Origin of the sequence: Bacillus cereus group sp. N12 (genome assembly GCF_016483575.1) — a bacterium.
In the GTDB taxonomy this organism is placed as follows: Bacteria; Bacillota; Bacilli; order Bacillales; family Bacillaceae_G; genus Bacillus_A; species Bacillus_A toyonensis.
Map to the genome: position 1 here is coordinate 1 of NZ_JAEHBO010000102.1, position 14,430 is coordinate 14,430.

The window sequence follows — 14,430 nt, forward strand, 5'->3', positions numbered from 1 at the left end:
TCCCAGTACTGTGCGTTTTTCTTTAATTTCCAACCTTCTTCATGTTTCCAGTCTGTTAATGTAAATGGTCCGTTGTATAATGTTGTATCTGCTTCTAAACCGAATTTTGCACCTTTTTCATTTACGAATTTTTCATTTTGTGGATAGAATGTTCCGAATGAAGTTAATTCAACAAAGTAAGGAACTGCATTTTCTAATTCTACTTCTAACGTATAGTCATCTACAGCTTTTACACCTAACGTATCAAGCGCTGCTTTTCCTTCATTAATTGCTTTTGCATTTTTTACATCGAACATAATGTATGCATATTCCGCTGCTGTATTTTTATCTACAGCACGTTTCCAAGAAAATACGAAATCTTTCGCTGTTACAGGCTCTCCATTTGACCATTTTGCATTTTTATTTAATGTAAATGTATACTTCTTACCATCATCACTCTTTTTATATGATTCAGCAACCCCTGGTGTTGCTTTATTATCTTTATCCAGTCGATATAAACCTTCCATTACGTTGTTTAAAGCAAGAAACGATACTTGGTCTGTCGCTTTAACAGAATCCATAGATGGAATCTCTTGGCTCTCTGTTAAATTCAACACTTGCTTCGCTGCTAATTTTCCGCCTTCTTTTTCACCGCTTTTTGGTGTTGTGCTTGCCTTATCTTTTTCCCCTGATCCAGAGCAAGCTGTTAATGCCATACTCATTACTAAAACTGGTGCTACGACCGCTGTCAATTTTTTCATCTTTTTTCTCTTCATTTTCTTGTACCCTCCCCAATTATATGTACGATATTAACATTTAGAAATTCTCTATTAACTTTCGTTATCAGAAAATTCTTATTAATTAATATTCTACTATTTTTCTGAGTTTTGTAAAGTATTTTTGTAAATTTTCTAAATATTTATTTTTTTGTGATAGTAACTTGTTGTTTTAACTACTTTATGAATTATCCCCCGTCTACTATATGTAAACATCCCTCCCCTTATTCCACTCTATTACTACGTTCTATATTTTTCTTATTAGCATGAGATCTCTTACTATCATTCATCTGTCTTACTACTTACTGAACTCTCTCTAATGTCCTCCGATAGAATCTTCCTAATTCCCTACCCGTTTCTCAATAGGCTAACGAGATATATTTCCCTTATACATACTAAAAAGCATTTCAAAAGCAGCTCAGCCACTTTTGAAATGCTTTCACTTTATTTTTTTCCGCCATCCTCAGTTACATACGCCCACTTAAAGCTATATTCTGGACTGATGTTATGTTTCACGATTCCTTTTACATGCGGTTTCATTACGTACGATCTTCCTGTTTGATATAAAGGAACTAATCCTGCATCTTCTTCAAGGAATAATTTTTCAGCTTTCCCTAACGTTTCCCAGCGTTTTTTCGCATCACTCATTAATTCATTACCTGCTTTTCCTACCATTTCATCGTATTTTGGATTTGAATAACTCATTTGGTTATACGGGCTCTTCGATTCAAACATATCAATAAATGTCATTGGATCCGCATAATCTGGACTCCAACCTGCATAAGAGATTTCATAATCTTGTGCAGTCTCTAATTTTAATTTTTGTTTGAACGGCTGAATTTTCGTATTAATCGTTACACCTTTTAAATTTTTCTCAATTTGATCTTTAACATAATCAGCAATCTTTTTCGCAGTTCCATCATCATAGCTTAGTAATTCAATTGTAACTTGATCTTTTCCAAGTTCTTTTTTCGCTTCTTCCCAAGCTGCTGCACCTTTTTTCGGATCATATTTCAGACCATTTTTAAATGTATCTTGATAATCTTTTCCATCAGGTCCTGTCGCAAGCCCTTTCGGAACCAATTGATCCGTTGCTTTTGATCCATTATTTAAAATTACATTCGCCAATCCTTTTTTATCGACTGATAATGCAATTGCTTCACGAAGCTTTTTGCTCTTTAATGGCGTATCTTGTCCGTTACGTTTTTGATTTAAACGTAAGAAGAATGTACTTGATTCTGCATACTCACCGTACTCATCTTTATTCGATTTATATTTATCTACAAATTCTCCTGATAGTAATGTAAAGTCAATTGATCCTGTATCATATAAATTTACTTTTGTAGCTACTTCTTTTACAACACTATAATTAATTTCTTCTAATTTCACAGTCTTTTTATCCCAGTACTTATCATTTTTCTTCAGCTGCCAACCTTGTTCATGTTTCCATGAAGACATAACAAATGGCCCGTTATATACAGTTGTATCTGCTTCTAAACCGTACTTATCGCCTTTTTCTTTTACGAATTTTTCATTTAATGGATAGTATGATGGGAATGCTAATAAATTTAAGAAATACGGTACCGGTTTTTCTAATTCTACTTCTAGCGTGTAATCATCTACCGCCTTCGCTCCTAATTCAGTTATAGGTTTTTCACCTTTATTAATCGCTTCTGCATTTTTAATATAGTAAGCAATAAATGCATATTCTGCCGCAGTATTCTTATCAAGTAAGCGCTGCCATGCGAAAACGAAATCTTTCGCTGTTACAGGATCTCCATTCGACCATTTTGCATCTTTTCGCAGTTTAAACGTATACTTTTTACCATCTTCACTTTTCGTACTAGATTCTGCCGCAGCAGGAATTGGCTTATTATCTTTATCAAGACGATATAGGCCTTCCATCGTGTTTCCTAAAATTTGTGCCCCTAACGTATCAGTAGATTTAGAAGTATCCATCGTCGGAATTTCTTGATTTTCCGTACGATTCAATACTTGCTTCGCTGCATATTTAATATCAGATGTTTTTTCTTCTCCACTATTAGATGTAGTAGTCGTTTTCTTTTCTCCACCTGAACTAGAGCACGCTGTCAATGCAACACTCATCGCTAAAACTGGTACTACAACTGCTGTTAATTTTTTCATTTTTTTTCTCTTCATTTTTTAACCCTCCCTAATTATATGTACATTACCAACCTTGAGAGACTCCTTGTTAAATATTTTTCAGAAAATTACAACTAATGTTATTCTACTCTTTTTTTCACATTTGTAAATAGTTTTATTTTAAATATTCTGATTTTAAACTTCGTAATTTAGTATGATTTATCCCCCATCTACCATATGTACATACTTTACTCCTTATTCTTCTCTATTTTGCTATACTACAAATTTACATTTTAATTTCCAATATACAAAAAAGCATTTCAAGGTAGCTAAGCTACTTTGAAATGCTTTTTCAACTCTTTTATTTTTCAGTTACATATGCCCATTTAAAGCTAAATTCTGGACTAATATTATGTTTTACTACACCTTTTACATTTGGTTGTAAAACATAAGAATCTCCACGTTGATATAAAGGTACAATCGCTACATCTTCTTCGAGTAACGTTTTTTCAGCTTTTCCTAACTCTTCCCAACGTTTCTTCGCATCGCTCATTAATTCCGTTCCAGCTTTTTTCACCATGCCGTCATATTTAGGGTCAGAGAAGCTCATTTGGTTATGAGAATGTCCAGTCTCAAACATATCTAAGAACGTCATTGGATCTGCATAATCTGGATTCCATCCGCCATACGAAATATCATATTGTTGCTCAGTTTCTAATTTTAGTTTTTGCTTAAATGGTTGAAGTTTAATATTAACTGTTACACCTTTTAAGTTTTTCTCAATCTGGTCCTTAATATATTCTCCAACTTTTTTCGCATTACCAGTATCATAGTTTAAGAATTCAATTGTAACTTGGTCTTTACCTAGCTCTTTTTTCGCTTCTTCCCAAGCTGCAGCAGCTTTTTTAGCATTTGGTTTTAAACCATTTTTAAACGTTTCTTGGAAATCTTTACCGTCCGGTCCAGTTGCTAAACCTTTTGGCACTAAGAAGTCCGCTTCTTTTGATCCATCATTTAAAATTACGTTTGCTAAATTCTTTTTATCAACTGATAGCGCAATTGCTTCACGTAATTTTTTACTCTTTAATGGTGTATCTTGTCCATCACGTTTTTGGTTCATACGAATGAAATACGTGCTCACTTGTGAATATGTTCCGAATTCACCTTTCTTACTTCTGTATTTATCAACGAACTCTCCATTTAATAATGCAAAGTCAACTTGACCGCTGTCATATAAATTGACTAAAGTCGCAGCCTCTTTAACAACACTGAAGTTAACTTCTTCAAGTTTTACAGTCTTTTTATCCCAATATTGATCATTTTTCTTTAATTGCCATCCTTGTTCATGCTTCCAATCTTTAAGAACGAATGGTCCATTATAAACTGTTGTATCAGACTCTAAACCGAATTTCTCGCCTTTTTCTTTTACGAACTTTTCGTTTAATGGATAGTATGATGGGAATGCTACTAAGTTTAAGAAGTACGGCACCGCTTGCTCTAATTCAACTTCAAGCGTAAGATCATCTACCGCTTTCACTCCTAATTCAGTTACAGGTTTTTCTCCTTTATTAACCACTTCTGCATTTTTAATCGGGAATGCGATAAATGCATACTCAGCAGCTGTTTTTGGATCTAATAGACGTTGCCAAGCATATACGAAATCTTTCGCAGTTACTGGATCACCATTTGACCATTTTGCATCTTTACGTAGTTTAAATGTATATTTTTTACCATCTTCACTTTTCGTACTAGATTCTGCAGCAGCTGGAATAGGCTTATTATCTTTATCAAGACGATATAACCCTTCCATTGTATTCCCTAGCATTTGTGAAGATACTGTATCTGTTGATTTTGAAGAATCCATCGTTGGAATCTCTTGCGTTACTGTACGATTTAGCACTTGTTTCGCTGCTAGTTTTCCTTCTGATTTACTATCTCCACTAGAGCTAGAATCTGTGCTTGTCTTCTTATCTCCACCTGATGTAGAACATGCTGTTAACGCCATGCTCATTGCTAAAACCGGTGCTACAACTGCTGTTAGTTTTTTCATTTGTTTCTTTTTCATTTTGTACCCTCCCTAATTCTTAACGATAGCTATTAAATAATTTTCTGATAATTCTGTTTTTCTCTATATATTTATCAGACGATTCTTACTACTTCTTATTCTACTAATTTTTTAAATTTTGTAAAGTATTATTATTGAAAATTTTTAAAAAATTATTTTTTTACAGTAATATTCATAAAAATGCCATATGTTGTTCAAACCTTATTTCTCATTTATACACATTCGTTGATTTAATCACTTTCATCTCATTTACCGCTTGAATACTTGTTAATTATTGCTAATAAATAATGCATATATCTAAAAACATCTTTTCTACAAAAATAAAAAAGTCAGCTAAACTGACTTTTTTTACCCGGCAATTTTTTCTCTTTTCATTTCCTCTACCACTCTCTTATACTTCTCATCATCAAACTCACTTTCACTTTTTGCAACAACTACAGTCGCAATACCGTTACCAATTAAATTAACGAGATAGCACGTGCTTCTGACATGAAACGATCTACCCAAAGTAGTAGCGCTAACCCTTCTAATGAGATAACATTCATTGCAGATAGAGTAGATGCTAATAAAAAAGCAGACATTTCGTCTGCTTTAATTTTCCTCAATCTGCTTCGCACTTAATCCTAGATGTGTTCTAAGAGTATCACTCAAACTTTGTAGGTCTTTTTTATTAGGATTATAGTAATAGACACGTTGTCCATTTGGGCCATTAGGTAAATAAAGATCATCACCAGCTAATTGAGTCTTTTCAACTGAACCATTTAAACCATATTTATAAAAAGATAAAATATCATCCATGGCTAAATTTGTTTTAAAATCACCATCAACCGCCTCAACCATTTTCTCTAGTTTTGTAATCGAACCTGCGCTTTTTAATTTATTTAACATCGCTTCAATAACAAGTTGTTGACGTTGCCCTCTCATTGCATCACTGTCAATATGACGCGTTCTTGTCAGCGCAAGTGCTTCTTCTCCCGTTAATTTTTGTAGTCCTTTTTTCAAATGAATCGCATCAGGTTCATCTTTACTATTTTGTTCTGTAAATTCAACTGGGACATCTATTTCAATACCATCTAATCCATCAACAATTTTAATAAATGAGCTAAAATTAAACTTCACAAAATAATCAACGGGGACTTGTAACAATTTTTCTACTGCTTCAACAGATGCTTGTGGCCCTCCATCTTTACCATTTTTAACAAGCCCTCTTCCATATGCATGCGTTATTTTATCCTTTTTCTTTTCAATCGGGACATATGTATACGTATCACGTGGTATACTTGTTAATTTCACTGTCTTATCATCTTTATTAAAAGTTGCCAGCAATAACGCATCTGTATGAAATGCACCACTATACTCCTTTTGACGTTCTTGATTTTCATCAATGCCCATAATTAAAAGTGAAACATTGTTTGCAATTGGTTTTACTGCTTTCTCACGTAAATTTGATTTTTCACCACGCGCTAAATTCAAATTAGATTTTTGTACAAGATTAGAAGTTTTCATATATACATAGGTGCCATATCCAACCCCGCCAAATAGTAATACTCCTAGTAGTAAACTTATTATCGTTGTCTTTTTATATTTCCGCTTATTTTTCTCTTCTCTTGAAGACGAATGATTCCCCATTTATTCTCCTCCTGTTTCTATTCATCCAATATATTTTTCATTTTTTCATATTTCGTGCTATCCTTTTGAAACATACTTTCTTTCAGCCCTTTATCTATTTGTATCCATTCGGTAGTAACTGAATATTGAATCATACCTTCATGAAAACTAAGAAACTTTAACATAACCCCTGTGTTTTTCTCCACAACCATTTCAAATTTCCCTCTTACATCTTCAGAGGCGCTAATAGGCATCTCTATATTAATTACCCCTTCAATTTTGTAACAATCGAGTCCTAGATATTTCGTTTCTTTATAATTCCAATCTTTATATCGAATTAACAAATCTGCGAATTCTGATTGAATACTATGCTTAGCCAATCCCACATATTCGCCATCATACCGTTTCCTCTCACCTGATTTTCTCAACAATCTTTCCGTAGGATTTAGTTTTAATAGTTCATTATTTCTTTCCTCTGGGCTCCATTTTGTCTCTTTATATGTATAGTTCTCATCATCAAACTCTTTTTTTCTACCCTCGTTATATATAATCGTTCTTTTTTTCAATCGTTTATCTTCTTGAGATGCAATGCCTCTTTGTTTCTCCGTATCAATCGCATACTTGTATGTTGTAGCCATTCTTGTAGAGCTAGAATATTCCTCAAATTGTCCTGAAATATTTTTAAAATGATCAATTGAATCCAACATCTTTATATGAATTTTTTCCTTATCTGGATAATTTACATTCAATTTTATTTCTTCTTCATTTTCATAATCAGAAAACGCCTTTTTCTTCACATATTCAAATACTCCACCATTTTGTGCAAAGCTTTGTATAGAAAATTCAGACATAGAAACAATAGAAAGCGCTAGAACCGCGGCACTAATTACCATCATATGAACTCTGTAACTCTTCTTTTTTACTGGAAGATCATGCAGTGTATCATTAATCTTTCCATTTAACTTTGGCGGTAAAATAACATTTTCATCTTTTATTCTCTTTTTTAATTTCTCATCAAATGATTTTTCACTATCCATTCTATACACCCCCTATTCCATCTTTAATCGCTCTTCTAATAGTTCCCTTGCACGTGACAGCCTTGACTTAACCGTCCCTTTTGGAATTTCTAAAAGGGACGCAATACTCTCTTGATTCATATCTTCATAATAATAAAGTACAGTTACAGCTCTTAATTCTTCCGTTAAAGACTGAATGGCATTACAAAGATCAATATCTTTATATCGGTCGAACGCTATCATACTACTATCATGATCCTCGATTATAATTAGTTTTTTATATGACTTAATTATATTGTTACACTCATTTATTAAAATTCGAATTAACCAAGTTTGAAAAAACGCTTCTTTTTTTAGTTTTTTTATATTTTCATAAGCTTTTAAAATTGTTGTCTGTATCGCATCCTCTATGTTTGTCTCATCATGTAACATCGCCTTTGCAATGCGATACATCTTCACTTTCTCCGTATGTATAAGCGCCATAAAGGCTTCATGATCACCTTTTTTCGCTAAGGAAACATCCGTTTCTTCTTTTACAATCATTTTATATAAAGGGATTACTTTCACAATTGCTCCTCCTGTTTCATCCTCACTTCAAATTTAACTTTACACGTATTAGACTGCGTAGCCTATAAAAAGGTTCATTTTTTTGAATATTTTTGTAAATAAAAAGATAAATATCCTTTTTATGGTGGCACACAATGAACATATCGGTTCAAATTTACAAACAAAAAAGTCCACTTTCACAGTGGACTTGCTACTTTATAACGGTAAATCTCTCTTTCTAAACATAACTATTGCTAACAAAAAGATGCAAACTGCCCCAACGGTTAAACCTAAACTTACCGGCCATATATTATATGTTCCTTCAGCAATTTCTTTCGGACGAAACAGCGTAAATAAAGATAGGCTTTTCATCCACTCTAACTTATCACTTAATTTCCCTACCATATCTAGTACGAAAAATAATATAGTTAAACTTGCTGAATAACTAAGTGCCTTTCTTTCATCATTACATATACAAGAAAAGAAAAATGAATACGCACTAACGACTAAAAATATGAGCCCTCCGACTACATTAATCTTCAAAAATAATTCTTTATTTAAATTATTATCTTTTAAAAACCATTCTGCTCCTACTATACCTGCTACATACGTGACAATTACAATGATAAGTAGCCCCAATATGAGAACAGTAGCTTGCGTAATGGCAATTTTCACTCTGGATACAGGCGTTGCTAGCAAGTATGCCATCGCTCCTTTATCTACATGACGCGCAATTAAATGTGTCGCAACTGTTACGCAAAAAATTGTTAAAATGATAATAAACAATAGACTGTAATACTCCCCAGCTAAAAAATCCATTACGTTTTGAATCGGACTTTCCATACCAACAATTTTTTTCACACTATCAGGCATAGCACTTATTAATTCATTTAACCCTTTCGCTGATACCATTGATGGGAATATCCAAATTAATAACCATAAATAGAGAGCCGCACCAATCGCATAACTAAAAATACTTTTTTGTGTTTCTTTCAAACTAGCTAAAAACAATTGCTTATTCATGCGTTACCCCTTCTTTCTTATCGTAATAATGCATAAATAAATGTTCTAAATCCATCGCTCTCGTTTGAAGTGCCGTTACATTATAGTTTGAAAGTGTTTGTAAAACAGTTTGATAGTTTCCTTGTACAATAATAGATGCCTCTCTGCCTTTTACCGCTTCAAATTGCAAATTACACTTTGTAAGAGATTCAATTTCTTCTTGCGATGATACAGTTACATCTATTACCTGTCGTCTCATACTTTGTAAATCATGAATATTTTCAACTGTTACGAGTCGACCATCTTTAATAATAGCTACTCTGTCACAAGTTCTCTCAATTTCAGTAAAAATATGTGAAGACATAAGAATCGTTTTTCCTCTTTGTTTTTCCTCTACTATTAGTTCTATAAATACTTGCTGCATCAGTGGATCAAGTCCAGATGTTGGTTCATCTAAAATTAACACCTCTGGATCGTGCATAAATGCAGCGACTATCCCTACTTTTTGCTTCATTCCTTTAGACATTTTGCGAATCGGTGTTTTCACATCAAATTGCAGACGATCTATCAGTTCATCTCGTCTTTTCGTATCCTTTAATCCACGCATTCCTTGCATTAATTTTAAAAACTCTAATCCGTTCATTCCTTCAATAAAAGAAATTTCACCCGGTAAATAACCAACTTCCCTTTGAATTTTCGCTGCTTCATTCCAACAATCTAATCCAAAAATTGTCGCTTTACCAGCTGTCGGTTTTATAAATCCCATTAAATTACGAATTGTCGTTGATTTTCCGGCACCATTCGGTCCTAAATAACCAAATACTTCTCCCTCTTTTACATCAAATGTAATATGAAACAAACCTTTTCCATTCGAAAACTGTTTTGTAACATCTTGAACTGAAATCATAAGTCCACCTCATTTTTTGAAATATTTAATATATGATATTTCAAAATTATTGTACTCCTCATCTTTCATATTCGCAACAACTTTTTGAAATATTCATTAGTCCATATTTCAAAAATATTGTTTTCCATTATTTTTTCTTGTATATTTTAAGTGAGGTGATTACATTGAACGGCTTTGAAAAAGTGAAAGAAAAGAAAAAACGCGCCATTAAAGAGGCGGCCTTCGTATTATTTTCAGAACGTGGATTTAATGAAGTAAAAATAGAACATATTGCAAAAGAAGCAAACGTTTCTCAAGTTACAATTTATAATCATTTCGGAAGTAAAGATGCGTTATTTAGGGAGCTTATACAAGAATTTATCATATCTGAATTTCAATATTATAAAGGGCTTGCAGAAGAAAAATTACCTTTTCATGATATGATGCAAAAAATGATTGTAAGAAAAATGAATACTGGCGGGTTATTTCAACCTGATATGTTACTACAAATGATGCAAAGGGACGAAGAACTCCGTAAGTTTATTTATAGTTATCAAAATGAAAAAATCCTTCCCTGGTATTTAGAAATATTAGAACGAGCTCAGCGCAAAAACGAAATTAATCCACACCTTACGAAAGAAATGATGTTACTTTACATTCAAATGTTTACTAAGTTAGGTGATGATTTCGGGGCACAGCTTCTTGAAGGAGATCGAGAAAAACATATACAAGATATCGTTACGATGTTCTTTTACGGCCTTTCTGTTCCAACAAAATAAAAAAGACACGAAATTCGTGTCTTTTTTATTTTACCGAAATGACTCTACCCGTTTCACTACTTTCAACCGCTAATTGAATTAGTTTAATAACATTTAAACCATCTTGCGCTGTTACAGGTAGTTTCTCACCATTTAATATACTATCTCTTACACCTTTATAGTACATGTCATAGCAACCGACTTCTGTTGAAATACGATTTAAAGTTTCTTCTGTTTCTAAAGTAGCAAAATTCTCTTCAGCATCTACTCCATAACCTATATCGCCTGGCTTCATTCCATTTTTTAATTGTTCTTCCTGCGAATCCATACCGTATTTCACGATAGAACCTTTGTCCCCATGTAATGTAAAATGCGGTCCTGCTTGTTTCACGTAACTGCTACTACGTAAAATGACACGCTTAACTCCATAATGAAGTACTACGTGGAAATAGTCATCAATCTCCGCACCTGGCCTTTGTTTTATTACATCTGCGCTTATCGCATCTGGTTTTCCGAATAATGATAGCGCTTGGTCAATTAAATGCGATCCTAAATCATATAATATACCTGAACCTGGTAAATTCTTTTCTCTCCATCGATCGCGTACATGTGGACGGAAACGATCAAAATGCGCTTCATATGCGTATACATTTCCTATTCTATTTTCTTCTAACAATTTCTTAATTGTTAGGAAATCATTATCAAAACGACGATTATGATATACACTTAACATCACATTATGCTGCTTTGCTAATGAGATAAGTTCTTCCCCTTCTTCAATTGAAACAACAAATGGTTTTTCCACTACAACATGCTTACCATGTAAAATCGCTTCTTTTACATATAGAAAATGAGTTGTATTCGGTGAAGTAATGACAACTAGTTCAATATCAGATCGCTTTACTAATTCATCAATTGTGTCAACAACAGCAGCATTTGGTAAAGTTTGTTTCACTACTTCTTCTTTTGAAGATAAAATAGCTCGAATATCATATTCTTCTATCGTTTGTAATAGCGGGATGTGAAATGTTGTACTAGAAAATCCAAATCCTACAATCCCTACACCTATTTTTTTCATGTTGCCCCTCCAATTATCCCGCACTAACGGACAGTAAGATCCCTCCTCAAAATTCAGCGAAAACTAAGAAGTTAGGTGAGGGCCTTACTGTCCGTAAAAGCCCGATTAGTTCAACTAATAATCAGTAGGGAATAAAGCCCCCCACTGATTAAAGTTTCACTTTATGAGAACGATTTCATTTCACTATTATAACAAGATTATTTTCATATACATAATAATTCGCTTAGAAAAAAGCATCTCGCTATTATTCATAGCAAGATGCTTCCTTTATTCCGGTCTTTTCTTCGTCCACGTTTCTACTACTTCACCAGTATCATTAACATCTAGTACTAAACTACCATTACTATACCGGTCTTTGTTTCGATACGCTTTCGGATCAACCTCTTCTACAATATTTTTCTCTGTCTTCATGTAAACTAGTTCATCGTCTCGTACAATTTCAATACCTACAATACGGTATGGATTACGTTTTAACTCTTTGAAAATAACAAGACCTCGCTTCGCTCTCGTTGACTTTTCAATTTCTGATGCTTTTAAACGCTTTATAGCACCGCGTTGCGTTACGAGAATAAGTTGATCTTTGTCACCATTTAACGGTTTACCAGAAGCGACATAGTCATCTTCTTTTAAATTAATCGCTTTTACACCAGCAGCTCTTACACCAACTGGACTTACTTCATCTTCATGGAAAATCAGTGCATATGCACCATGTGTCGCAAGAACGATATCACTCGTTCCATCTGTCGCAAATATATCAACAACTTCATCATCTTTTTTCAAGTTTACAGCAACGAATGCCCTTGAATAACGCTGAACTTTATATTGATTTAATTCTGTTTTCTTTATCATACCATTTCGCGTTACAAATACGATAAATCGTTTTTCTTCCTCAAAGTTCGGTACAACCGTTGCCCAAATGATTGTTTCATCTCGGTCGAGTGAAACGATATTTGCAACGTGCTGACCTAAATCTTTCCAACGAATATCTGGCATTTCGTATACTGGAAGATATATATAGTTTCCTTTACTTGTGAATAAAAGAACTGTTTCAGTCGTATTCGTATCGAATCGTTCAAGTAAGATGTCACCCTCTTTCATACCGAAGTCTTTGCCGTTTGATGCATTATGTGAGCGCCATCCAGTACGTTTCACATATCCTTCTTTCGTTACAGTAACGATGACATCTTCTTGTGGAATCATCACTTCTACGTCTATTTTAATTTCTTCAATTTGTTCTTCAATAATAGCGCGACGATCATCACTATATGTTTTCTTCACTCTCTTCAAATCAGTTTTAATGACTTGAAGTAATCTTTTTTCACTTTGTAAAATTGACTGTAGCTCTAGAATTTTCTTATTAAGCTCATCGGCTTCTTCTTGTAACGCCGTAATGTCTGTATTCGTTAAGCGATATAATTGCAAGGATACAATTGCTTCTGCTTGTGCTTCTGTAAAGCCAAATTTTGCACTTAAATTATCTTTCGCATTACGTTTATCTTTTGAAGCTCGAATTGTCTCGATTACTTGGTCTAAAATCGATAATGCTTTCTTTAAACCTTCTACAATATGTTGACGATTTTCTGCTTTTCTTAATTCATATTGCGAACGTCTCGTAATAACCTCTTTTTGATGTCCAATATAAGCATCCAAAATTTTCGGTAATGTCATAAGTGTTGGACGGCGATTATTGATCGCTACCATATTAAAGTTATATGGAATTTGTAAATCTGTATTTTTATATAAATAATTTAAAATACCTTCGGCGTTTACTTCTTTCTTTAATTCAACAACGATTCGTAAACCAGTACGATCTGTCTCATCACGTACTTCAGCAATGCCATCTAACTTTTTATCTAGACGTAATTCATCCATTTTCTTTACAAGGTTTGCCTTATTCACTTCGTAAGGAATTTCAGTGATTACAATTTGTTGTTTCCCACCGCGCACTGTTTCAATTTCTGCTTTTCCGCGAATAATAATTTTACCTTTTCCTGTTTCATACGCCTTTTTAATACCATCAATCCCTTGAATAATACCGCCTGTTGGGAAATCTGGTCCTTTCATAACTGTTAATAAATCATCAACAGTACTATTTGGCTTATCAATACGCATCATTGTAGCGTCAATAACTTCTCCAAGATGATGCGGAGGAATTTCTGTTGCATAACCAGCGGAAATTCCTGTAGATCCGTTTACTAATAAATTCGGGAACGCTGCTGGTAATACAACCGGTTCTTCACTCGTATCATCAAAGTTTGACACGAATTCAACTGTTTCTTTATCAAGATCACGTAATAATTCAGATGCGATTGGTGATAAACGAGCTTCTGTATAACGCATTGCCGCTGCTGGATCACCATCAACACTACCATTATTACCATGCATTTCAACTAAAACATTACGTACTTTCCAAGTTTGACTTAAACGTACCATCGCCTCATATACAGAAGAATCACCATGTGGATGGTAATTACCAATAACGTTACCAACTGTTTTAGCTGATTTACGAAACGCTTTATCATGTACGTTTCCTTCTACATACATAGAATATAATATACGTCTTTGTACTGGCTTTAAACCGTCACGCGCATCTGGAAGCGCGCGGTCTTGGAT

11 protein-coding genes and 1 pseudogene are annotated in these 14,430 nt (G+C 33.8%); 1 reads left to right on the plus strand and 11 read right to left on the minus strand.

The window, feature by feature from the left end:
* The 9 genes and pseudogenes from JDS92_RS26955 to JDS92_RS26995 form a co-directional block, all read right to left on the minus strand.
* Positions 1-755, minus strand: a 755-nt coding sequence (locus JDS92_RS26955; protein WP_199632814.1) for a peptide ABC transporter substrate-binding protein, incomplete at its 3' end; no start/stop codon positions are given.
* Positions 756-1,199: 444 nt separating this feature from the next.
* A complete protein-coding gene (locus JDS92_RS26960) occupies positions 1,200-2,915 on the minus strand; it encodes a peptide ABC transporter substrate-binding protein (RefSeq protein ID WP_141555910.1) in 1,716 nt (571 codons plus the stop codon).
* Positions 2,916-3,219: 304 nt separating this feature from the next.
* Positions 3,220-4,923 carry a peptide ABC transporter substrate-binding protein gene (locus tag JDS92_RS26965; RefSeq protein ID WP_070173604.1) on the minus strand — a complete coding sequence of 568 codons (1,704 nt, stop codon included), beginning with the start codon at positions 4,921-4,923 and terminating at the stop codon, positions 3,220-3,222.
* A gap of 348 nt (positions 4,924-5,271) precedes the next feature.
* Positions 5,272-5,492, minus strand: a pseudogene (locus tag JDS92_RS26970) (C4-dicarboxylate ABC transporter); the annotation flags it as partial.
* Between the two features lie 22 nt (positions 5,493-5,514).
* A complete protein-coding gene (locus JDS92_RS26975) occupies positions 5,515-6,552 on the minus strand; it encodes an LCP family protein (protein WP_199632815.1) in 1,038 nt (345 codons plus the stop codon).
* Positions 6,553-6,569: 17 nt separating this feature from the next.
* Positions 6,570-7,568 (minus strand): anti-sigma factor, encoded by a 999-nt coding sequence (locus tag JDS92_RS26980; protein ID WP_097958405.1) that lies wholly within the window; start codon positions 7,566-7,568, stop codon positions 6,570-6,572.
* Between the two features lie 12 nt (positions 7,569-7,580).
* Positions 7,581-8,114 carry an RNA polymerase sigma factor gene (locus JDS92_RS26985; protein ID WP_199632816.1) on the minus strand — a complete coding sequence of 178 codons (534 nt, stop codon included), beginning with the start codon at positions 8,112-8,114 and terminating at the stop codon, positions 7,581-7,583.
* A gap of 195 nt (positions 8,115-8,309) precedes the next feature.
* Positions 8,310-9,116 (minus strand): ABC transporter permease subunit, encoded by an 807-nt coding sequence (locus JDS92_RS26990; RefSeq protein ID WP_001041420.1) that lies wholly within the window; start codon positions 9,114-9,116, stop codon positions 8,310-8,312.
* Entirely contained in the window at positions 9,109-10,002 is an 894-nt protein-coding gene (locus JDS92_RS26995; RefSeq protein ID WP_070173608.1) for an ABC transporter ATP-binding protein, read from the minus strand. Before JDS92_RS26995 ends, JDS92_RS26990 begins: the two co-directional genes overlap by 8 nt.
* A gap of 164 nt (positions 10,003-10,166) precedes the next feature.
* Here JDS92_RS26995 and JDS92_RS27000 point away from each other — a divergent pair, with 164 nt between their 5' ends.
* Complete coding sequence (locus JDS92_RS27000; protein WP_001013009.1) at positions 10,167-10,760, plus strand: TetR/AcrR family transcriptional regulator; 594 nt, start codon at positions 10,167-10,169, stop codon at positions 10,758-10,760.
* A gap of 25 nt (positions 10,761-10,785) precedes the next feature.
* On the opposite strand, the gene JDS92_RS27005 is transcribed toward JDS92_RS27000, so the two are convergent.
* Together JDS92_RS27005 and parC are read right to left on the minus strand one after the other, a co-directional pair.
* Positions 10,786-11,817 carry an oxidoreductase gene (locus JDS92_RS27005; protein WP_097958408.1) on the minus strand — a complete coding sequence of 344 codons (1,032 nt, stop codon included), beginning with the start codon at positions 11,815-11,817 and terminating at the stop codon, positions 10,786-10,788.
* Between the two features lie 267 nt (positions 11,818-12,084).
* A partial coding sequence (gene parC / locus JDS92_RS27010; protein WP_199632817.1) for a DNA topoisomerase IV subunit A occupies positions 12,085-14,430 on the minus strand: 2,346 nt, incomplete at its 5' end.

Excerpts from the sequence above, each read along its gene's own strand:
- JDS92_RS26960 (WP_141555910.1), bottom strand. The coding sequence starts at position 2,915 with ATGAAGAGAAAAAAAATGAAAAAATTAACAGCAGTTGTAGTACCAGTT.
- JDS92_RS26965 (WP_070173604.1), bottom strand. The coding sequence starts at position 4,923 with ATGAAAAAGAAACAAATGAAAAAACTAACAGCAGTTGTAGCACCGGTT.
- JDS92_RS26975 (WP_199632815.1), bottom strand. The coding sequence starts at position 6,552 with ATGGGGAATCATTCGTCTTCAAGAGAAGAGAAAAATAAGCGGAAATAT.
- JDS92_RS26980 (WP_097958405.1), bottom strand. The coding sequence starts at position 7,568 with ATGGATAGTGAAAAATCATTTGATGAGAAATTAAAAAAGAGAATAAAA.
- JDS92_RS26990 (WP_001041420.1), bottom strand. The coding sequence starts at position 9,116 with ATGAATAAGCAATTGTTTTTAGCTAGTTTGAAAGAAACACAAAAAAGT.
- JDS92_RS26995 (WP_070173608.1), bottom strand. The coding sequence starts at position 10,002 with ATGATTTCAGTTCAAGATGTTACAAAACAGTTTTCGAATGGAAAAGGT.
- JDS92_RS27005 (WP_097958408.1), bottom strand. The coding sequence starts at position 11,817 with ATGAAAAAAATAGGTGTAGGGATTGTAGGATTTGGATTTTCTAGTACA.